Origin of the sequence: Rhizobium sp. BR 250, from assembly GCF_047445855.1 — a bacterium.
Lineage (GTDB): Bacteria > Pseudomonadota > Alphaproteobacteria > Rhizobiales > Rhizobiaceae > Agrobacterium > Agrobacterium tumefaciens_I.
In genome coordinates this window covers 222,533-243,666 of sequence record NZ_JARWKW010000009.1, presented here as the reverse complement: position 1 = coordinate 243,666, position 21,134 = coordinate 222,533, and the positions used below count along the sequence as shown (strand labels likewise).

Genomic DNA, 21,134 nt, shown 5'->3' with positions numbered 1-21,134 from the left:
ACTATCTAACCGAGAACGGCTTCCAAATACCCGAAACCCTTGACGCTTTCCCTTCTCAGCTCTATTCGTAACTTACGTGAACGTAAAAGTAATAAAGCAATCATCAGGTTGTCTGACAATTGACTGGCGTGCGACATGTTTTGCCGCTATGGTAGCTCGACAAAGGCGTCCTGCTTTGCGAAGACAGGCGCTGGTGAATGCGGTGTCGCGGATGGCTTTTTGTCCGGCGCAGGCGATGCGCCGGGGATGGCCGCAAGCGGATATATAACAACAGCCGGATGGGACCGGCGATCTGAGAGGACAAGATGACGGAAGCGATGGAACTGCCCGAACGCGAAGCGATGGAATTCGACGTTGTGATCGTCGGTGCGGGTCCTGCGGGTCTCAGCGCGGCGATCCGGCTGAAGCAGGTGGAGCCGGAGCTTTCGGTCGTCGTTCTCGAAAAGGGCGCGGAAGTCGGCGCGCATATCCTCTCGGGCGCGGTGGTCGATCCGATCGGCATCGACCGGCTTTTGCCGGGCTGGCGCGCAGAGGAGGGGCACCCCTTCAAGACCGAGGTCAAGGACGACCAGTTCATGTTCTTGGGACCGGCCGGCTCCATCCGTCTGCCGAATTTCATGATGCCGCCCTTGATGAACAATCACGGCAATTACATCGTCTCGCTTGGCCTCGTCTGTCGCTGGCTGGCGGAAAAGGCGGAAGCGCTCGGCGTCGAGATCTATCCGGGCTTTGCCGCAACGGAAGTGCTCTATAATGACGAAGGCGCGGTCATCGGTGTCGCCACCGGCGATATGGGCATCGAGAAGAACGGCGAGCCGGGTCCGAACTTCACCCGTGGCATGGAGCTGCACGGCAAATATGTGCTGATCGGCGAAGGCGTGCGCGGGTCGCTCGCCAAGCAGCTGATTTCCAAATTCGACCTGTCCAGGGATCGCGAACCGCAGAAATTCGGCATCGGCATCAAGGAACTCTGGCAGGTCAAGCCGGAGAAGCACAGGCAGGGTCTGGTGCAGCACTCCTTCGGCTGGCCGCTCGGTTTCAAGACCGGCGGCGGCTCGTTCCTGTATCATCTGGAAGATAACCTCGTCGCCGTCGGCTTCGTGGTGCACCTCAATTACAAGAACCCCTATCTTTATCCCTTCGAGGAATTCCAGCGTTTCAAGACGCATCCGGCGATCCGCGACACATTCGAGGGCGGCAAGCGCATCTCCTATGGCGCGCGCGCCATCACCGAGGGCGGTTACCAGTCGGTGCCGAAGCTCACTTTCCCCGGCGGCGCGCTGATCGGCTGTTCGGCCGGTTTCGTCAATGTGCCGCGCATCAAGGGCAGCCATAATGCGGTGCTTTCGGGCATGCTGGCGGCAGAAAAGATCGCCGCGGCGATTTCCGCAGGCCGCGCCCATGACGAGGTGGCCGAGATCGAGGCCGAATGGCGTGAAGGCGATATCGGCAAGGACCTGAAGCGGGTGCGCAACGTCAAGCCGCTGTGGTCGAAATTCGGCACGCTGGTCGGCGTCGGGCTCGGCGGTCTCGACATGTGGACCAACCAGCTGTTCGGCTTTTCCTTCTTCGGCACGCTGAAGCACGGCAAGACGGATGCTGAGAGCTTGGAACCGGCTTCGAAGCACAAGCCGATCGCCTATCCGAAACCGGACGGTGTCCTGACCTTCGACCGCCTGTCCTCGGTGTTCCTGTCCTCCACCAACCATGAAGAGGACCAGCCGGTGCATCTTCAGGTGAAGGACATGGAGTTGCAGAAGCGCTCCGAACACGACGTCTATGCCGGGCCCTCCACGCGTTATTGTCCGGCGGGCGTTTACGAATGGGTGGAGAAGGACGGCAGGCAAGTTTACGTCATCAACGCCCAGAACTGCGTGCACTGCAAGACCTGCGACATCAAGGACCCGAACCAGAACATCAACTGGGTGCCGCCGCAGGGCGGCGAGGGGCCGGTTTACGCCAATATGTGATGGGGTGAGCATCCGTTCGTCATGCTCGGGCTTGTCCCGAGCATCTGCAACGGATGATTTTACGATACGTGGATGGATCCTCGGGACAGGCCCGAGGATGACGTCGAGTTTGTTCGCACCGCTCGCGACTGTTCTACGCGACCGGAGATGATGGCGGCCTTTGCGGAGCGCGCCGTTTCTGCCTGCCGAAACTTATTCCTGCAACCCGGGCGCGCAAGCGCCGGCCGCTGCATTGCGTTTACCACGACGCAGGAGCAGCGCCACGGCCGCTTTCCCGTCAGTATTTGTGGATTGCTCTTCGATTTCTTACATATAGGATGTTGGGGTGTTGTAACGTCGCGTCGCCCGTGGCTTGCGGGCCGGCAATGCGGTAACGCCTTGAATGTCCATAGGGTCCTAGATGCTGTCGCCCGGCGGCAGGGAGTGAGAGAATGTCCGGCTTTCAAAGGCTGAATATCGTTCGGAAGACAAGGTTCATCACAGGTGCCGCGGCGGTGGCCATGGTTGCTGTTTCTTTCAGCGGCGGCCCGCTGGCGGCAGCCAGCTGCCGCACCGACGCCATGGCCGGCATCGACTGGCGCGAATGCAACAAGCGCCTGCTGATGCTGGGCGGCAGCAATCTCGATTCGGCGATGCTTTACGGCACGGATTTCACCTATACCGATCTGCGCGGCTCGTCGCTGAAGGGCGCCAATCTGGAAAAGGCAAAGCTCATCCGCGCGGCTCTGGGCGAGGCCAATCTGCAGGGCGCCAATCTGACCAAGGTGGAAGCCTATCGCAGCGATTTTTCCGCCGCCGACGCCACCAACGCCAAATTCATCAATGCCGAAATGCAGCGGACCAAATTTGAGAAGACCAAGCTTGACGGTACGGATTTCACCAAGGCCGAACTCGGGCGGGCCGATTTCGAAGGCGCATCGCTGAACGGCTCGAAATTTTCCCTGACCAACCTGTCGCGCGCCCGTTTCGGCGGGGCCACGCTTGGCGGGCCGGTGGATTTCACCAGCGCCTTCCTGCTGCTCACCCGTATCGAAGGGGTCGATCTTTCGACAGCCACCGGGCTCGACCAGAAGCAGATCGACATTGCCTGCGGCGACGCCAAGACCAAATTGCCGAATGGCCTGACCGCACCGGCCTCCTGGCCTTGCCCGGAAGATCCGGACGACGATTGATGGAATGGCCGCGCGGTTTTCGCGCGCGGCACGGATATCCCCAAAGGGGCAGAGGCGTCCGTGATACGGACGCTTCCGCGTCGATCAGAAGCCCGAAAGCACGATCTTGCCCCTGGCCGTGTTGCTCTCGATCAGGGTATGCGCCTTGATGAGATTTGCGGCATTGATGGTGCCAAAAACCTCGGTCAGCGTCGTCCTGATCTTGCCTGCGTCCACCAGTTGCGCGACATGGTTCAGCAGCCTGTGCTGCTCGATCATGTCAGGGGTTCCGAAAACCGCGCGGGCGAACATCATTTCCCAGTGAATCGATACACATTTGCGCTTGAAGGCCATGACGTCGAAACCGCCGGCCGGATCGTCGATCAGCGCAAAACGGCCCTGTGGTGCAATGGCCGCCACGCTGTCGGCGGCGTGGATATCGCTATGGGTAGTCGAGAATACGAAGCCCGGCGCACCGAGACCGAGTGCTTCCACCTGCGGGGCGATCGGCTTGCTGTGATCAACGACATGATGCGCGCCCAGTTCCTTCACCCATTCAAGCGTTTCCGGCCGCGACGCCGTGGCGATGACGGTGAGATCCGTCAGCGCTCTCAGAAGCTGGATGGCGATCGAGCCGACGCCGCCGGCGCCGCCGATCACCAGAATAGCATTGGCAGCGCCCGGAACCGGCTCCTTCACCCGCAGCCGGTCAAACAGGGTCTCATAAGCTGTGATTGCCGTCAGCGGCAGGGCGGCGGCCTCTTCGAAATTCAGTGATTTCGGCTTGGCGCCGACGATGCGCTCATCTACCAGATGGAATTCGCTGTTGGAGCCCGGACGGTTGATGACACCGGCGTAAAATACCTCGTCTCCCGGCCTGAACAGCGAGACCTTGTCGCCGACGGCCTTCACCACGCCCGAAGCGTCAAAACCCAGCACGCGGGTGGCGCCATTTTCCGGCGACTGGTTACGGCGCACCTTGGTGTCCACAGGGTTCACCGAAACCGCCTTTACCTCCACCAGAATGTCGTGTCCCTTCGCCTCCGGCTGGGGCAGGTCGATATCAATGAGGGCGTCCGTGGCGGTGATGGGCTGGCTCGTTTTGTAACCGATGGCGCGCATGAACAGTCTCCTTTGCTTGTTCGCGTGCCTCTTACTTGATACATATGAACATCGATCGCAAGAATGCACATTTTCTGACGATACATACAAAAAGGATACTGTAAATGTCGCGACCGCGCGCCAAGCTCACCGGCAATTTTCCCGGCTGCCCGGTGGAATCGACCCTGAGCTTTCTCGACGGCAAATGGAAAGGCGTGATCCTTTATCACCTCATCAATGAGGGCACGCTGCGCTTCAACGAATTGCGCCGCCACATCCCAAGCGTCACCCAGCGCATGCTGACCAAGCAGCTGCGGGAACTGGAAGAGGCAGGCCTGATTTCGCGCACCGTCTTCCCGGTGGTGCCGCCGCGGGTGGATTATGCGCTGACGCCGCTTGGCGAGACCATGCGGCCGGTGATTTCTGCGCTGAAAAGCTGGGGCGACGCCCATGTCGTGTGCAAGAACGGCGCGAAATATACCCAGCTTCCCGAAGCGACGGAAAAGGCCGCCTGAAAAATTACGGGTAAAAGCACGCCCCGCAACGCGGCTTTTTCATGGTGCGATGCAACATGTATTTGCCCCGATTGATGCATAATGCTGCCATCTCGATTCGCAGCAGGGACATCAAGACATATGAGCATCGGTTGGTTGGAGGCCGCATTTCTCGGCCTTTTGCAAGGACTTACGGAATTTCTTCCGATTTCTTCAAGCGCGCATCTGCGGATTGCCGGGGAGTTCCTGCCCTCCGGCGCGGATCCGGGTGCCGCCTTTACTGCAATCACGCAGATCGGCACGGAAGCGGCGGTGCTGGTCTATTTCTGGTCCGATATCATGCGGATTGCGGCCGCCTGGCTCAGGCAGAACCTTCGCCTTGGCGAGTATAACAAGGCCGATGCCCGGCTCGGCTGGCTCATCATCGTCGGTTCGGTGCCGATCGTGTTTCTCGGGCTGTTCTTCAAGGATGCCATCGAACATTCGCTGCGCAACCTCTATATCACCGCCGTGATGCTGATCGTCTTCGGTATCGTCCTTGGCATTGCCGACAGGATCGGTGAAAAACGTTACAAGCTGAACCAGCTGATCTGGCGCGACGGCATCCTGTTCGGTTTTGCGCAGGCCATGGCGCTTATCCCCGGCGTCTCGCGTTCCGGCGGCACCATCAGCGCCGGCCTGCTCTTAGGCTATACCCGCGAGGCGGCGGCGCGTTATTCCTTTCTGCTCGCCGTTCCCGCCGTCTTCGGCTCCGGCTTCTACCAGCTCTTCAAGAGCATCGGTGAGGACAACCCGGTCGGCTGGGGGCCCACGGGGCTCGCAACGCTCATCGCCTTTGTGGTGGGTTACGCCGTGATCGTCGTTTTCCTGAAGCTGGTTTCGACCAAGAGCTACATGCCCTTCGTCTGGTACCGCGTGGTCATCGGCTTCATCCTGCTCGCGCTTCTGGGAACGGGCGTCATCAATGCAGGTGGCTAAGGAGAGGCCCTTGGGTTTTCCGCAGCAAATGAAAAGGCCCGCTCTTTCGAGCGGGCCTTTTGTCTTTAGAGCAACGTGCCGCTGAGGATAACCAGCGCCACCGAGAAGTAGATGACGAGGCCGCTGACATCCACCAGCGTGGCGACGAAGGGGGCAGAGGCGCTGGCGGGGTCGAGCCGCAGGCGCTGCAGGATAAAGGGCAGCATGGAACCGGCGAGCGAACCGAAGGTCACGATGCCGACAAGTGCCGCAAAGACGGTGGCACCAACCAGCAGCCAGTGTTCGCCGTAATCGTAGAAACCGGCCTGCTGCCAGAGGCTGAGACGCAGGAAGCCGATGGCGCCGAGAATGCAGCCGAGCGTCAGGCCCGTCGGGATTTCCCGCAGCAGCACCCGCCACCAGTCCGAAAGCTTCAGCTCGCCGAGCGCCAGCGCCCGGATGATGAGCGAGGTGGCCTGCGAACCGGAGTTGCCGCCCGACGACATGATGAGCGGAATGAACAGCGTCAGCACAACGGCCTTTTCCAGCTCGCCCTCGAAATGCTGCATGGCGCTCGCCGTCAACATTTCACCGAGGAACAGTGCTGCAAGCCAGCCGGCGCGCTTGCGGATCATGTCCGGAAAGCCGATCGTCATATAGGGCTTGCCGAGCGCTTCCATACCACCGAACTTGTGGGCATCTTCCGTGGTGTCGGCGATCATGGTGTCGATCACGTCGTCAACGGTGACGATGCCGAGGATATGCGAGTGGTCATCAACGACGGGAAGCGCCAGAAGATCGTGCTTGCGGATGAGCCGGGCCACATCTTCCTGCGACATCAGGGGGCTTGCATAGGCAATGCCTTCCTTCGAGGCGACGGAGAGGATGGAAGCGCCGGGCTCGCCGGTCAGCAGGCGACGCAAGGTCACGACCGTGGTGAGCGTCCCGTCCTCAGCCAGCACATAGATGGCATAGACCGTTTCACGCGACCGCTCGACGACGCGGATGTGCGAAAGGGTCTGTTCCACCGTCCAGCTGTCGGGCACGCTGACGAATTCCGTGGTCATGATCGAGCCGGCCGTGCGCGGCGGATAGCCCATCAGGTGCTGGATGGAGAGCGCGGTCGTGCGATCCAGCCGGGAAAACAGCCTGGCGCGGGGCTCTTCTTCCATGTCGGCCATGACGTCGGCGACGCGGTCGTCGGACATCAGGTTGACGAAGCGGGCGGCCTGTTCCAGCGGAATGCCGGCAATGATGGCGGCTGCGTCATGCAGCTCCGGCCGGTCGAGAATGGCAACGGCCTTTGCCTGCGGCATGGCAAGCAGTGCTGCTACGGCTGCGTCGGTATCAAGCGTGTTGAGGTGCTCGACACGTTCTGCAATGGTGGTGGAACCGGCATTTCCGCTGCGGAGAAGACGTGCGGCCTTGCTGGCTCTCTGGGAGAGAGTGTGGAAGTTCATGATTGCTCACCTTTCCGTCGATTCGCCGATTACGACGAACGCGGTGGTGAGCCGACAGAGGTCGGATCAGTTCCCGTTCGCCGCTTTCGGCAAAGGCAATCGACTACTACTGTCGCTAGACATCTAATGATGCTCCGTTGAAATCCGCGCGGTTCCGGGTCACGGCCCGTGCGTAACGCCGTGTTGCGCCTGAAAAGAAAAAGAGTCAAGCAGGCCGATTGTGAAATTTCCGTAAGGTTCCGGGCGGCCGTTGCAAAAGGCGTTTTGACCGCTGAAGAACCGGCTTTCAGCCGGCTTTTGCGCGCCGTTCGACGGTGACGGAAACAAGGAAAACGCCAAGCCCGAGAAGGGACAGAACCGCGCCGACATAACCCGTTGAGGCGTAACCAAAACCCATGGCGATGACGAGGCCGCCAAGCCAGGCGCCGAGTGCATTGGCAATATTGAAGGCGGAATGGTTGGAGGCGGCGGCAAGCGTCTGCGCATCCTGCGCCACATCCATCAGCCGGGTCTGCACGGCCGGGCAGGCGGCGAAACCGCAGCCGATCAGGAACACGCAGAGGCACAGCATGAATGGATTATCCGCTGTCATGCCGAACACCGCCATGACCAGCACGTTGAAGGCCAGCATGCCGCCAATCGTGCCATTGAGAGAGATATCGGCGAGCCGCGATCCGACCACATTGCCGACATTCATGCCGATGCCGAACAGCGCCAGCACCATGGAGACGGTGGAGACAGGCATCATCGCGACATCCGTCGTTGTCTTGGCGATGTAACTGAAGACCGAGAACATGCCGCCGAAACCGACAGACGCGATGGCGAGCGTCAGCCACACCTGCACGCGCCGGAAAGCGCCGAGTTCACGCCAGACGCTTGCACCTTCCTCCACCTTGTCACGCGGCTGGAACAGCCAGAGCAGGGCGACAGTCAAGAGCCCGATGCCGCCGACCAGCATGAAGGCCGCGCGCCAGGACATGAGCTGGCCGAAGAAGGTGGCAAGTGGTGTGCCGAGCAGGGTGGCGATGGTGAGGCCGAGCATGACGCGGCCAACGGCGCGGGCACGCTTGTGGATGGGCGCCATGGAGGCGGCCACCAGTGCCGCAACGCCGAAATAGGCGCCATGCGGCAGGCCGGTGATGAAACGCAGCAGGGTGAAGCTCAGGAAATCCGGCGCAAGCGCGCTCAGGATATTGCCGGCTGCAAAAAGGCCCATCAGGCCAAGAAGCAGCGCGCGGCGTGTCATGCGTGCGGCCAGTATGGCGATGATCGGCGCGCCGATGACGACGCCCAGCGCATAGGCCGTGATGACATAACCCGCCTGCGGAACGGTGACGCCATAGGTGGTGGCGACATCCGGAAGCAGGCCCATGATGGCGAATTCACCGGTGCCGATGCCGAAGCCGCCGGCGGCAAGCGCAAGCTCGATCAGCGCGATGGCAAGCGGCGACAGCGCCATGGCCGGCGCGGCCGTGTAAACGGTTTCATTCTCCGCGCCGAGGCGGGCTTCGGAAATATTCGACTGGCTCATCGTGACCTGAGAAGCGGGAAGGGCCCACAGAAAAAAGGGCAAGACCGTATGGGAGCGGTCTGCCCTGACTGGAGATGCGCGGTCATGAAAATGACCTTAAGTGATCCCTAACATGAAATGATGCGTTGCGGTAGAGCGATTCTCGGCAAAAGACGATCTTCACGCGATGGTGTTCGGAACTCTATATTGAGGCCAGGCATTTACGCGCGGCCGCGAATGTTACGGGACCGGGTTCGAAAACATGAAGCTCATTGCAATTTTCAATCGCGACGGTGGCACATTCCGCACCACCGATATGGACGCCTATTGCGACCAGGCCCGCGAGGTTTTTTCCCGCGCCGGCCATACGATCGATTGCCGCCTGGTCTCCGGCAAGGACATTGTCGAGGAAATGGAACGCGCCGCCGACGAGCCGGGCATTGAAGGCATCATTGCCGGCGGCGGTGATGGCACGATTTCCGCAGCGGCAGCCATTGCCTGGAAACACGGCATCGCGCTGGGCATCGTTCCGGCCGGCACCATGAACCTCTTCGCCCGCTCGCTGAAACTGCCGCTCGATATCCGTCAGGCACTGGAAACGCTGGCGAATGGCGAGATTGCCAGCGTCGATATCGCCAGCGCCAATGGCCGGCTCTTCGTGCACCAGTTTTCCGCCGGCCTGCATTCGCGCATGGTACGCTACCGCAACAATCTCGCCTTCGCCTCGCGTATCGGCAAGATCAATGCGAGCATCCGCGCCGCCATCAGCGTCATCCTCAATCCTCCGGTCTTCGAGGTGCAATATACCGTCAATGGCAGGACACAGCACCGCAAGGTCTCGGCCATCTCCGTCTCCAACAACGAATTCGGGCAGAGTTCGCTACTGGTGGCGGACAATGTCTCGGGCGGCCATCTCGGCTTTTACCTCACCGATCCGCTGCGCCCTTCGGGTGTTGCAAAACTCGCCTTCGACATTCTGCGCGGCAGGCTGAAGGAAAACGCCGCCGTGACGGCCATGACCGTGACGGACGTGGAGCTGCATTTTCCGAAGAAACGCCATGACCTGCGCTGCGTCATCGATGGCGAATTGCTGCCGATGCAACGGGACGTGGCACTCAAGGTTCATGCCGGTGAATTGAAGGTGCTGGTGGGACGGGCGTTTTTCGCATAGCGCAACCGCCTGTGAATTGAGGGGGTGCTGCTTGTTTCCTCTCCCCGCCGGGGAGACGTCCGCGGCGGCGGGATGAGGGGGGGCACGTTGCCGAATATCTCTACCGTTGCCCCATCATCCGACCCTTCGGGCCACCTTCTCTCCGGTGGGGAGAGGAAACGAGGGGCACCCGCTCGTCCAATATCCCCCCAAAAAACGCCAGCTTGCCAAATCGAAGCTGCCCGGCCATGTTCGGCGGGCGCGGTGGCGTGAGCGCCGTTGCCTTTATGGGAGTGCGATCTGTCATGAATGAAGTCTCCAAGCCGATGTCCAATCTCGCCGCCATCGATGCCGCCCATCACCTTCACCCCTTTTCCGACATGGGCAAGCTGAATGCCGCCGGCACTCGCATTATCGAGCGTGCCGAAGGGGTGTTCATCTATGACAGCACCGGCAAGAAATATCTCGATGCCTTTGCCGGCCTCTGGTGCGTGAATATCGGTTACGGACGCCGCGAGATCGCCGATGTCGTGCAGCGGCAGATGAACGAGTTGCCCTATTACAATGCCTTTTTCGGCACTACCACGCCGCCCGCGACACTTCTGGCGCAGAAGATCGCCTCGCGCGCCGGGCCGAAGATGAACCATGTGTTCTTCACCAATTCCGGTTCGGAAGCCACCGACACCTGGTTCCGCATGGCGCGGGTTTACTGGAAGGCACTTGGCCATCCGACGAAAACCAGGGTGATCGCAAGGCGCAACGGTTATCACGGCTCGACGGTGGCCGGCGCCTCGCTCGGCGGCATGAAATGGATGCATGAGCAGGGCAACCTGCCGATCGAGGGTGTGGCCCATATCGGCCAGCCCTATTGGTATGCCGAGGGTGGCGATCTCTCACCGGCCGAATTCGGCCTGAAGGTGGCGCGCGAACTGGAGGCGAAGATCGATGAACTCGGGGAAGAAAACGTTGCCGCCTTCGTGGCCGAACCCATTCAGGGGGCAGGCGGCGTCATCGTGCCGCCGGAAACCTATTGGCCGGAAATCGCCCGCATCTGCAAGGCGCGCAATATCCTCCTCGTCTCGGATGAGGTGATCTGCGGTTTTGGTCGTCTCGGCTCATGGTTCGGTTATCAGCATTTTGGTGTGGAGCCGGATCTGGCGCCCGTCGCCAAGGGTCTGTCTTCCGGTTATCTGCCGATCGGCGGCGTCATCGTCTCCGACCGGGTGGCGGAGGTGATGTTGTCGGAGGTTGGTGACTTCAACCACGGCTTCACCTATTCCGGCCATCCCGTCTGCGCCGCCGCCGCGCTGGAAAACCTCCGCATCATTGAAGCTGAAGGGCTGGTGGAGCGGGTGCGGGATGATATCGGCCCCTACTTCTCGGAGGGCTGGAAAAGCCTGATGGATCATGAACTGGTGGGGGAGGCCGTGAATGTCGGCCTGATGGGCGGCCTGCAACTGACGGCGGACAAGGCGACCCGCAAGCGCTTCGCCAAACCCGACGATATCGGCACCGCAGTACGCAACCATTGCCTGGCAAACGGCCTCGTCATGCGCGCCACCGGCGACCGCATGCTGGCCTCGCCGGCTTTGACCATCAGCCGGTCGGAAGTCGACCAGATCATGGAGACGTTGCGCAAGGGGCTCGACCACCTGCGCGATACACGCGAGCATTTCTAGGAAAGGTGGATTCCGGCTTTCCGTCCGGAAATGCGACAAAATACTCTAAGGGAGGAATAATCACATGGCAGGACAGGAACATCATTACGCCGTGCAGGTGAAATGGACCGGCAATCGTGGCAAGGGCACTTCGGGGTACCGCGATTATGAGCGCGACTACACGATTTCCACGGCGGGCAAGGCCGATATTGCCGGCTCTTCCGACCCCGCCTTCCGCGGCGATCCCTCCCGCTGGAACCCGGAAGACATGCTGGTCGCCTCACTCTCGGCCTGCCACAAGCTCTGGTACCTGCATTTCTGCTCCGTCAACGGCATCATTGTCGAAGACTATGTAGACAATGCCGAAGGCACGCTTGTCATGGAAAAGGATGGCGCCGGGCAGTTCAGCGAGGTGGTGCTGAAACCGGTCATCACCATCTCGAAAGGCGATCCTGCCCGGGCGGATGAGTTGCACCATGATGCGCATGACAAGTGCTTCATTGCACGGTCGGTGAATTTTCCGGTTCGGGTGGAAGGGACGGTGAAGGTGGTTTGAGGCTCAGGCGAATTGCAGACCGAGATGATCGGCCATCGGCTGAAAGTCCCGGTCGTTTTGCAGGAGCTTGTGCCCGTGCTCGATACAGTAGGTGCCGATGATGAGGTCGGCCGTCTTACGCACAGTTTTCCCGACGCTTCGAAGCTTCCGATAGTTTGCGGCGGATTTCACGGCAAGTTCGGGCGTCAGCATCGAGACAAAACCGAAACGCTTTAACCGGTCATGTATCGCTGCCGCCCGTTTGTCGTTGGGTTCGCCCTGCAGGATTTCGAGAAGAATGATGTCGCCGATAATGACGTCGCTCAGATCGCCGATATCGTTGAGCGTCCTGCCTTGGGGCGTGAATTTATTCTGAAACCAGTCTATCCAGACAGAAGTATCGACGACGATCATTCCGCGGCGTCTTGCGCTTTGATGTCGTCTGCGCTCCAGCTATTGCGAATATCGTCCAGACTGCCACTCCAGCCGATGCCTCGCAGTTCTTCCAACGCTTTGCGTCGTCCGAGATTTTCCACAAGATCCCGCAACGCCTTCTCAACCGTCGCCTTTTTCGTCGGAAGGCCGGTGATTTCCATCGCCTCGGCGATCAAGGCATCATCAAGTTCAATATTGGTGCGCATGGACCTACCCTTGGTGTATGTATCTTCGAAATCATACACCAAGGGTAGGATTCGCGATACTGTTTTTACTGGAACGCCGTTTCGTAAAAGCTTCTGAGCTTGCGCGAATGCAGCGTCTCCGTCGGCATGGCGGCAAGCTTCTGCACGGCGCGGATGCCGATCTGCAGATGCTGGGCAACCTGAGTGCGGTAGAACTCCGTCGCCATGCCGGGCAGCTTCAATTCGCCATGCAGCGGTTTGTCGGAGACGCAGAGCAGGGTGCCGTAGGGCACGCGGAAGCGGAAGCCGTTGGCGGCGATGGTGGCCGATTCCATGTCGAGTGCGATGGCGCGCGACTGGGACAGGCGCTTCACCGGGCCGGCCTGGTCACGAAGTTCCCAGTTGCGGTTATCGATGGTGGCGACCGTGCCGGTGCGCATGATGCGCTTCAGCTCGAAACCCTCGTAACCGGTGACTTCGGCGACAGCACCTTCCAGCGCCAGCTGCACTTCGGCGAGCGCCGGGATGGGTACCCAGACCGGCAGGTCGTCATCGAGAACGTGGTCTTCACGCACATAGGCATGGGCCAGAACATAGTCGCCCAGCCGCTGGCTGTTGCGCAGGCCGGCGCAATGGCCGACCATCAGCCAGGCGTGCGGGCGCAGCACCGCGATGTGGTCGGTGATCGTTTTGGCGTTGGAGGGGCCGACGCCGATATTGACGAGCGTAATGCCGGCATGGCCCTTTTTCTTCAGGTGATAGGCCGGCATCTGCGGCAGGCGGGCGAGCACGGCATCCGTCTCCGGCTTGTCGGAGCCGGCGGGGGTGATGATGTTGCCCGGCTCCACGAAGGCCGTGTAACCTTCGCCGCCATTCTTCATCAGCTGCCGCGCCCAGGTGGCGAATTCGTCGATATAGAACTGGTAGTTGGTGAAGAGCACAAAGTTCTGGAAATGGCTGGCGCTGGTCGCCGTATAGTGGCTGAGGCGGGCCAGCGAATAATCGATGCGCTGCGCCGTGAAAGGCGCAAGCGGTGCGGGTTCGCCCGGCACCTGATCATATTCGCCATTGGCGATGAGGTCGTCGGTATTGTTGAGATCGGGCGTATCGAACAGATCGCGCAGCGGCACGTCAGAGAGCGAGGAGGCCGCTGCCGCCTCGACATAGGCGCCTTCGCCGAAAGCGAAATGCAGCGGAATGGGCGTGGCCGATTCCGACACCGTGACCGGAACGCCGTGGTTCTTCATCAGAAGGCCCAGCTGCTCTTTCAGGTAATGGCGGAACAGCTCCGGCCGGGTGATCGTCGTCGTGTAGACGCCGGGTGCGGTGACATGGCCATAGGAGAGGCGCGAGTCGACATGGCCGAAGGTTGCAGTCTCGAGGCTCACCTGCGGGTAGCAGGCGCGGTAACGGCCGGCAATCGGCGCGCCCTTGGCAAGGTCGGTGAAGGAATTGATCAGGAACGCCGTATTGCGTTCGTAAAGCGCGGTCAAAGCCGCCACAGCTTCTTTCGGGTCCGTGAATGTCTGCGGCGCGAAAGGCTCGGGGCTGATGAAGGTGAGGGGCGGAATCGTTCGTTTTGCTATTGTCATGGCCCATTATAAGAGGCCAATTTCGACAGGCAAGCGACAGAAATACGAAGAAACTGAAAAGAAACGGAAAAACGGTCGGGATAGAAGGGCGGCGGCAATATCAGCCGAGCGCGCCGCGCTGCAGGCTCATCAGAAGCACGAAACCGGCGCCTTTGGAGGCGGGGCGGGGATCGGCCTTGTAAACCGCAAGTCCGGCCACCGGGCCGAGAAAGATCGAGGCCATCAGCACCAGCCGAAGGGCGGAGAACAGGCCGTTGGAAAAGCTCGTCGTCATCAGCCGGTCCTCACAGTACAACGGGGCAATTGGCGGCGGGCGCCGGGCTGTGCTGGCAGGCGATTGCCGCACCGGCATTCACCCGCTGGAAACTGCGGTTCGGATTAACGACGAGCGAGGCGAAGGACATGGCGAAGATCGCCATGAGAAACGCGAAGATTGCCAGTCGGCTGATCAGCTTTGCCATGTCCATTCCCCTTTATTGGAGTTGATGGACAGAGTTTTGCCACACTCGGACTGAACGGACCCTGAGACCCCGGTTCATATGGTGTTCAGGGATGTTAACGGGCGGTGACATGGCGAATTGATGCCGCAATGGCGCTGAGATCGCGTGCAGCGACCGCTTTTCGATCAGGACAGGGAGGTTTCCGCACGCGCCACAAGGTCGCTCGCGAGGCTCTCGAACGCATCTGCCTTGCTGATATCGACAATCGGAACGCGGTGTTCCCGCGCAGATGCCAGCATCTCGGTGTTTTCACGCAGCGAGCGTTCGATGAACGCGTCCATGATCCGCCGCTGGCCGGCCGTCGCATCTTCATATCGCGCGTGAGAGCGCATTCTCTCGAGAAGAAAATCATTGTCGGCGTGGAGAAAGACACCAGCGGCCCCGCTGCCGAGCAGGGGCGATATGAATTCCGGCCGCAAGGCCGCGCCCTCGAAGATGGCGGGATTGCCGGTCCCGGACCTGCTGTCGATCATCGTGCGGATCAGCGGCCAGATGTTCTGATGGTGTATCTTCAGGAACCAGTGGATCGTTTCGGCTGAGAGCCGTGTATAATATTCCTCCACCGGCGCCGGAATGCCCGGCCATGGCCTTCCGGGATGGCGGGCGAGACTGTCGGTCGATATTGCCTCGCAGCGCAGCCTTTCGCCCAGCAGGCCGGCAAGGGTGCTTTTGCCGACATGGGAGGTGCCTGCGATCAGGATTGTCGAAAGGGTGGGGCGCATGCGTCGCTTTCGTTGTGTTCGGCTGGGGCAACGATACATCAACGGATATATGGCTTCCATGCGGCGTGCGTCCGTAGTTTCGGACGCGATCTTTTGACTGGGCATCGCGCCATCGGGCGCGGGCCTGCGAGCGGGAGGACACGAGCCCCCCGCCGCCTTCTCGATTAAAGCCGCGTCCAGGTCTGCGATTTGCACAGGATCTTCAGCACGCAGCCCTTCATGCTCAGCGAATTGCCGGAAACGGTGCCGGAGCCGCTATAGGTCTTGTCGTTGGCGGGGTCGGTGATTTCGCCCGAATAGCTGTTTCCCTTGCCGGAAAGCTTGCCGATCTGTTTTCCGGCATGTTTGCCGGTCTTCAGCGTCACGCAGAAGGCGCCGCCGCACGGGCCGATCGCGGCGGTTTCGCCGCTGGCGGTCTTCCAGTTGCCTTCGATCGCCTCGCCGGCAAAGGCAAGGTTGCCGCTCATCATGAGGGCGGCGGCAATCGTCATTATACGCTTCATAGAGTTCCTCCCGAAATTCGCGCAGACAATCCCGGGCCGGACTGCCCGAAGTGATATATGCGCAGATCCAAATCCTTCGGCCTGCCCATGTGCCGTTTCCGGCCCAAAGCCGCCTTGCGGCGCAACGATTGCTCCTCACACCGCGCTATCCTGTGTCTGTTTCATCCTCATGACAGGCAGGGCGGATATTATTTTACGTTAACGTAAAAGGAAATAGGAAATTTGCGGCTGCGGGGCGGTATTCGCAGATGTGGAAAGAGCCGAAGAGGGGAAATTCGAAAATCGCAGTTTTGATCGTGGTGAAGGAAGGGTTTAAATCCAATTGTAAAGCTTTCGTAAAATTCGCCGCAAAGTCCTTAATTTCCGCGGTCCGTGATATTTAACAAAAACCCAATTTTACCAATCGTTTGCAGTTTGTTTGCGGCGCATTAATCATGCCTTTTAAGCGAGCGTTGAAAGCCCGGTGGCATAGTGAACTCATCAAAAGCGCAGGGAAAACCTGCCGGACGGAAGGACGAAAAAGCCGCAAAAGACGGCAGGTCTGGACGATAGCCTCGACAAGAAGGCGAATGATGAAACAGGCAGAAGACAGGGATAAAAACGATGGCACGCTTTGAAATTCGCGATATCGAAATGGCTGCCGGTGGCGAAACCCGCGCCGACACTCTTTGCAATCTCGGCCTGGTCTATGCGACCGGCCGGGGCTGCAAGGTGGACCTGATCGCGGCCCACAAATGGCTCAACATCGCCGCGATCCGCGGATCGGAAAGAGCCGCCTCACTGCGCGCCGATCTCGCCCGCAACATGACGAAGGCGGAACTGGCCGAAGCGCTGCGCGCCGCCCGCGACTGGATGACGATGCACTGATTTACCCAAGCCATCATTGAGATTTCCGGTCCGGTTCCCTCCAGTCCCGATGACCGGTGCAAAGGAAAGTAAACCCGAAGGGGAATGCGGCGAGGGCCTTGAAAAGGGCTTTTGCGCTGACACATCAAACCGCGACCGGCAGGAACAAGGCCGGCGCGGTTTTCTTATGTTTGGCGAAGTTCCGTTGCCGGAAAATGATTCGCGGGCAGAGGTTTACGGGAGGATGCTGAATCGCATTCGCATCACCCTGTAATGAGGATGAACCCGCTACGGCAGGCATGCACCTGCGGTTTTTGAATCGCTTCTTTCTTCCTTCGTCATGCCGGACCTGATCCGGCATCCAGCCACGACGCGTCTGCGGCATGAAAGGGTCTTTCGCGATCAAGGGCTTGATCGCGCTGGATTCCGGCTCAAGGCCGCAATGACGGGAAGATACTCAATATCAGCCCAGCGCCTTGAGAACCTTCGGCAGCGCCTGCTCGAAAAGATCGAGCTTGTCGGCGGTGCCGGCGCTCACACGAATGCAGCGGTTGAGCGGAGCCACACCCGGCATGCGGATGAACACGCCATGTTCCATCAGCCCATCCACGATGGCCCGCGCATAAGCGCCATCGCGGTGGCAATCGATGGTGACGAAATTGGTGGCGGAGGGCAGCGGCGAAAGGCCGTTATTGCGGGCGATCGTGGAAATACGATCGCGGGCATCGGAAATCTTGCCGACCACCTCATTGAGATAGGCCTGATCCTTGAGTGCCGCCAGGGCACCGGCGACCGAAATGCGCGCCATGCCGAAATGGTTGCGGATCTTGTCGAAGGCTTCGACATTGCCGAGCGTGCCGATGGCATAACCCACGCGCGCGCCAGCCAATCCATAGGCTTTCGAGAAGGTGCGCATGCGCAGGATATTCGGCTGGCCGATCAGCGCATCGATGGCCGGCACGGCACTGGCAGGCGCGGTTTCACAATAGGCCTCGTCCAGAATGAGCAGGCAGGTTTCCGGCAATGCGCGGGCGAAGGCGACGACTTCGCTTGCCTCCCACCAGCTTCCCATCGGATTGTCGGGATTGGCGAAATAGACGAGCGGCGCATTTTCCCGGATGACGAGATCGAGAAGCCCGTCCAGATTTTCATGATCGTCGACATAGGGCGTGGTGACGAGTTTTCCGCCAAAACCGTTCACATGGTAATTGAAGGTGGGATAGCCGCCAAACGAGGTGACGACAGGCGTGCCCGGTTCAATGATCAGCCGGGCGATCTCGCCCAACAATCCATCAACCCCGCCGCCAACAGCAATATTGCCGCGTGCAACGCCGTGGTGGATGGCGAGCGCTTCCTTCAGTTCGAAATTTTCCGGATCGCTGTACATCCAGGTGTCTGCCGCCGCATCGCGCATGGCCAGAAGCACGGAAGGGGCGGGGCCGAAGCCGCTTTCATTGGCGCCGATTCGCGCTTCCACCTTGAGGCCCCGGCTGCGCTCGATGGCTTCCGGGCCAACGAAAGGAACGGTTGAAGGAAGTGAGACGGCAAGCGGCGTGAGGCGAGAAAAGGCTGACATTGTTAAATCCGATATGCGGTTGGAAAGGCCGGTCCTGATCAAAGGCCCAGTTTGTCACAATGGGTCAGATTTCCGACGGTTTGGGAACCCCTGCATGCCGGAATTTGCGCCCCTGTTGTAGTGCCGCTGCGTGGAAAATCGAGCAGTTCGGCTGGAAGACCCTCGCGGGGAAGCGATCGACGGCGGTGATATTCCGTTCTTTCCGCAAAACCTTGTTGCAATTAATTCCTAATTGCAGAATATGAATCGGGTGATGATGTAATTATATTTTGCAAGTAATTCTTATTAGCAACAAGGCGAACGAAATCGTCGGTTTTCACGACACTCGCCGCCACAAGAGATAAACACGGAAAGAAAGTCCCAAATGGAGAAGAAGTCACCAACGCAACCCGTGAGCGAATTGGTCAGCCGCAGAGGGCTGCTTGCCGGTGGGCTGGTCGCCGCAAGCGGGGGAGCGTTTCTGGCAACGAACGCTTCCGGCCAGACAACGCATTCAGGCCACGCGACAAAGACGGCCTCCGCCGCGGCGAATGGCGCGACACCAGCCCACGGCGCGCATGGATCGATGATGACGGTCGGAGAGGTCGATCCGCAAACCAATGGTTTCGACCCTCACATTATGCTGGCGGATTGGGAGACCGGCACGGTGGAACGCACCGCCGACGGCCGCACCCTTCGCACCTTCGAGATTACTGGCGAAGACAAGGACATCGAGGTTGCGCCCGGTGTCGTTTTTCCGGCCTGGACCTATAATGGCCGTGTACCGGGGCCGACCCTGCGCGCCAAGGAGGGCGACCGTATCCGGGTGAATTTCAAGAATTACGGCTCCCACCCGCATTCCCTTCACTTTCACGGCATCCATTCGGCACGCATGGATGGCATTCCCGGCACGCCGGGTATGGTCGATCCGGGCGGCGAATTCACTTACGAATTCGACGCCAAACCCTTTGGTTGCCACCTTTATCATTGCCATAACGTGCCGCTGCGCCGGCACATGCACAAGGGCATGTATGGCGCCTTCATCATCGATCCGGATCCGGACCGGCATCCCGAACATGCCGATGTCGCACGCTCACGCCTGCTCGGCACGCCCGAAAATGCGGACTGGCAGGAAATGGTGATGGTGTCGAACGCATTCGACACCAATTTCGACGAGGAGAACGAGTTCTACGCCGTCAACACCGTCGCGCATGCCTATGCCAAAAAGCCGATCAAAATTCTCCGCTCAAAGCCGGTGCGCATCTATCTCATCAATGTGCTTGAATTCGATCCGATCAACTCGTTCCATCTCCATGGTAATTTCTTCAACTATTTCAATCAGGGAACGACGCTGACGCCGACATTGCGGACCGTCGACCTCATCACCCAGTGCCAGGCTGAACGTGGCATTCTGGAGTTTACCTTCGCCGAGCATGAGCCCGGTCTTTATATGTTCCACCCTCACCAGACTGAATTCACCGAACTCGGCTGGATGGGCATGTTCGACGTCGTGGAGTCGCTGTGATGAATGTCCTGGAAACGAATACAACCGCATCTGCCCGCTCCGGCCTCAATCTTGTCTGGATCATCCTGCCGCTTCTGGCGCTGGCCGCCGCCATCGCCTGGATTTTTACTGCCAATCCGGTGGCGCGGCTCAATAATGGCGCGCCCCCCATCGAAAATCTCACCTTCGAGCGCACCGTCATCAACGACAAGGGTCTACAATTGCTGGTTCGCGCCGGCGGTTCAGAGCCGATGACGATCGCCCAGATACAGGTGGACTCTGCCTACTGGACATTCACCCAGTCGCCTCCGGGGGAAATTCCAAGGGGTTCGACGGCCTGGCTCAATATCGATTTTCCGTGGAATCTCGCCGATACCCATGCCGTCACAGTCATGACCGGTTCGGGGGTAAGCTTTGAGCATGAAATCGCCGTGGCCGTACCCACTCCCACGGCGACAGCCGGACAATTGTGGGCACAGGCAATGGTCGGCATCATTGTCGGCGTCGTGCCCGTCGCCATCGGCTTGATGTTTTATCCTGCCCTGCGCAATGTCGGTCAGGGCGGCATGAATTTCCTCCTGGCGTTGACGATCGGCCTGCTGCTTTATCTTCTCATCGACATGACGGAAGAGGCGCTGGAAATCGCCGGTGCGACGGCCGCGCTGTTTCAGGGACGGGTGATGGTGGTGCTTGGGGCCTTTGCGGCCTTCCTGATCCTGATGGCGGTCGGCCGCCGGCACGGCACGCCCACGGGGCTGGCGCTCGCGACTTACATAGCACTCGGCATCGGCCTGCATAATTTCGGCGAGGGGCTGGCGATAGGCGCGGCCTTTGCCGCTGGCTCTGCGGGTCTCGGCGCTTTCCTCGTGCTCGGCTTTGCCATTCACAACATCACCGAAGGCATCGGCATTGCTGCGCCGATCCTGAAAAAGCGGCCATCATTGTGGGTATTCGCCGGATTGACCCTTCTGGCCGGCGGCCCGACGGTGCTTGGCATGTGGCTCGGCAGTCTCGCCTATGCGCCGCAATGGACGGCCTTCGCGCTGGCTATCGGGGCCGGAGCCATCCTCCAGGTGATCGTCGAGGTTTCGGCCTACATGGTTCGCACCAACGCGCGGAACTTCACATCTCTGTCCCTGTCTCCCGCAGTCCTTGGTGGCCTCGGAGCGGGAATAATGTTCATGTACGCCACCGCGACAATCGTGAAGTTATGATGGCGAACGCCCTCATCCTTTCGGCCTTTGGTGGAGATCGAAGTCAACCGGAAGAGCAGGGCGACAATCGATACAGCGAAGTGGCGGTTACG

The 21,134-nt window shown here is 60.0% G+C and carries 21 protein-coding genes; 10 read left to right on the top strand and 11 right to left on the bottom strand.

Annotated features, from left to right (window positions below; genetic code table 11):
* Positions 1-305: 305 nt before the first annotated feature.
* Entirely contained in the window at positions 306-1,970 is a 1,665-nt protein-coding gene (locus tag QD336_RS16430; RefSeq protein ID WP_499171382.1) for an electron transfer flavoprotein-ubiquinone oxidoreductase, read from the top strand.
* A 431-nt stretch (positions 1,971-2,401) separates the two neighbouring features.
* The gene (locus tag QD336_RS16425; protein ID WP_269344191.1) at positions 2,402-3,142 is read left to right on the top strand and encodes a pentapeptide repeat-containing protein; all 741 of its coding nucleotides are present in this window, start codon (positions 2,402-2,404) and stop codon (positions 3,140-3,142) included.
* Positions 3,143-3,226: 84 nt separating this feature from the next.
* Here QD336_RS16425 and QD336_RS16420 read toward each other — a convergent pair whose 3' ends face one another.
* Positions 3,227-4,243: a zinc-binding alcohol dehydrogenase family protein gene (locus tag QD336_RS16420; RefSeq protein ID WP_499171381.1), complete on the bottom strand. Its 1,017-nt coding sequence runs from the start codon at positions 4,241-4,243 to the stop codon at positions 3,227-3,229.
* A gap of 104 nt (positions 4,244-4,347) precedes the next feature.
* Between QD336_RS16420 and QD336_RS16415 the strand changes: the two genes are divergently transcribed.
* Both QD336_RS16415 and QD336_RS16410 read left to right on the top strand, forming a co-directional pair.
* Complete coding sequence (locus tag QD336_RS16415) at positions 4,348-4,737, top strand: winged helix-turn-helix transcriptional regulator (protein ID WP_269344187.1); 390 nt, start codon at positions 4,348-4,350, stop codon at positions 4,735-4,737.
* A gap of 120 nt (positions 4,738-4,857) precedes the next feature.
* Positions 4,858-5,694, top strand: a complete 837-nt coding sequence (locus QD336_RS16410) for an undecaprenyl-diphosphate phosphatase (RefSeq protein WP_269344185.1) — start codon at positions 4,858-4,860, stop codon at positions 5,692-5,694.
* Between the two features lie 65 nt (positions 5,695-5,759).
* Here the strand turns inward: QD336_RS16410 and mgtE are convergent, their stop codons facing one another.
* Together mgtE and QD336_RS16400 are read right to left on the bottom strand one after the other, a co-directional pair.
* Positions 5,760-7,133, bottom strand: coding sequence for a magnesium transporter (gene mgtE, locus QD336_RS16405; RefSeq protein WP_499171380.1), 1,374 nt, complete (start codon positions 7,131-7,133; stop codon positions 5,760-5,762).
* Between the two features lie 286 nt (positions 7,134-7,419).
* Positions 7,420-8,664, bottom strand: coding sequence for an MFS transporter (locus QD336_RS16400; protein WP_269344181.1), 1,245 nt, complete (start codon positions 8,662-8,664; stop codon positions 7,420-7,422).
* A gap of 241 nt (positions 8,665-8,905) precedes the next feature.
* Between QD336_RS16400 and QD336_RS16395 the strand changes: the two genes are divergently transcribed.
* From QD336_RS16395 to QD336_RS16385, 3 genes are all read left to right on the top strand, one after another.
* Positions 8,906-9,814, top strand: a complete 909-nt coding sequence (locus tag QD336_RS16395; protein WP_499171379.1) for a diacylglycerol/lipid kinase family protein — start codon at positions 8,906-8,908, stop codon at positions 9,812-9,814.
* A 284-nt stretch (positions 9,815-10,098) separates the two neighbouring features.
* Complete coding sequence (locus QD336_RS16390) at positions 10,099-11,472, top strand: aspartate aminotransferase family protein (RefSeq protein WP_499171378.1); 1,374 nt, start codon at positions 10,099-10,101, stop codon at positions 11,470-11,472.
* Positions 11,473-11,536: 64 nt separating this feature from the next.
* On the top strand, positions 11,537-12,007 hold the full coding sequence (locus QD336_RS16385) for an OsmC family protein (RefSeq protein WP_499171377.1): 471 nt from the start codon (positions 11,537-11,539) through the stop codon (positions 12,005-12,007).
* 3 nt (positions 12,008-12,010) lie between these two features.
* Here QD336_RS16385 and vapC read toward each other — a convergent pair whose 3' ends face one another.
* The 7 genes from vapC to QD336_RS16350 form a co-directional block, all read right to left on the bottom strand.
* Positions 12,011-12,400, bottom strand: a complete 390-nt coding sequence (gene vapC, locus QD336_RS16380; protein ID WP_499171376.1) for a type II toxin-antitoxin system VapC family toxin — start codon at positions 12,398-12,400, stop codon at positions 12,011-12,013.
* The gene (locus QD336_RS16375; RefSeq protein ID WP_269344175.1) at positions 12,397-12,627 is read right to left on the bottom strand and encodes a type II toxin-antitoxin system VapB family antitoxin; all 231 of its coding nucleotides are present in this window, start codon (positions 12,625-12,627) and stop codon (positions 12,397-12,399) included. The genes vapC and QD336_RS16375 overlap by 4 nt, the downstream gene beginning before the upstream one ends.
* A gap of 65 nt (positions 12,628-12,692) precedes the next feature.
* A complete protein-coding gene (gene amn / locus QD336_RS16370) occupies positions 12,693-14,198 on the bottom strand; it encodes an AMP nucleosidase (RefSeq protein ID WP_269344174.1) in 1,506 nt (501 codons plus the stop codon).
* Between the two features lie 100 nt (positions 14,199-14,298).
* Positions 14,299-14,472: a hypothetical protein gene (locus QD336_RS16365; protein ID WP_003509979.1), complete on the bottom strand. Its 174-nt coding sequence runs from the start codon at positions 14,470-14,472 to the stop codon at positions 14,299-14,301.
* A gap of 10 nt (positions 14,473-14,482) precedes the next feature.
* Positions 14,483-14,665, bottom strand: a complete 183-nt coding sequence (locus tag QD336_RS16360) for a hypothetical protein (protein WP_035218142.1) — start codon at positions 14,663-14,665, stop codon at positions 14,483-14,485.
* Between the two features lie 158 nt (positions 14,666-14,823).
* Positions 14,824-15,420 carry a hypothetical protein gene (locus tag QD336_RS16355; protein ID WP_499171375.1) on the bottom strand — a complete coding sequence of 199 codons (597 nt, stop codon included), beginning with the start codon at positions 15,418-15,420 and terminating at the stop codon, positions 14,824-14,826.
* Between the two features lie 164 nt (positions 15,421-15,584).
* Entirely contained in the window at positions 15,585-15,923 is a 339-nt protein-coding gene (locus tag QD336_RS16350; protein WP_269344171.1) for a DUF2147 domain-containing protein, read from the bottom strand.
* Between the two features lie 603 nt (positions 15,924-16,526).
* Between QD336_RS16350 and QD336_RS16345 the strand changes: the two genes are divergently transcribed.
* On the top strand, positions 16,527-16,790 hold the full coding sequence (locus QD336_RS16345; protein WP_080825472.1) for an SEL1-like repeat protein: 264 nt from the start codon (positions 16,527-16,529) through the stop codon (positions 16,788-16,790).
* A 442-nt stretch (positions 16,791-17,232) separates the two neighbouring features.
* Here QD336_RS16345 and QD336_RS16340 read toward each other — a convergent pair whose 3' ends face one another.
* A complete protein-coding gene (locus QD336_RS16340; protein ID WP_499171374.1) occupies positions 17,233-18,345 on the bottom strand; it encodes a pyridoxal phosphate-dependent aminotransferase in 1,113 nt (370 codons plus the stop codon).
* Positions 18,346-18,709: 364 nt separating this feature from the next.
* Between QD336_RS16340 and QD336_RS16335 the strand changes: the two genes are divergently transcribed.
* Positions 18,710-19,849, top strand: coding sequence for a multicopper oxidase domain-containing protein (locus QD336_RS16335; protein WP_269344166.1), 1,140 nt, complete (start codon positions 18,710-18,712; stop codon positions 19,847-19,849).
* Positions 19,849-21,042 (top strand): ZIP family metal transporter, encoded by a 1,194-nt coding sequence (locus QD336_RS16330; protein ID WP_499171373.1) that lies wholly within the window; start codon positions 19,849-19,851, stop codon positions 21,040-21,042. The genes QD336_RS16335 and QD336_RS16330 overlap by 1 nt, the downstream gene beginning before the upstream one ends.
* Positions 21,043-21,134 lie beyond the last annotated feature (92 nt).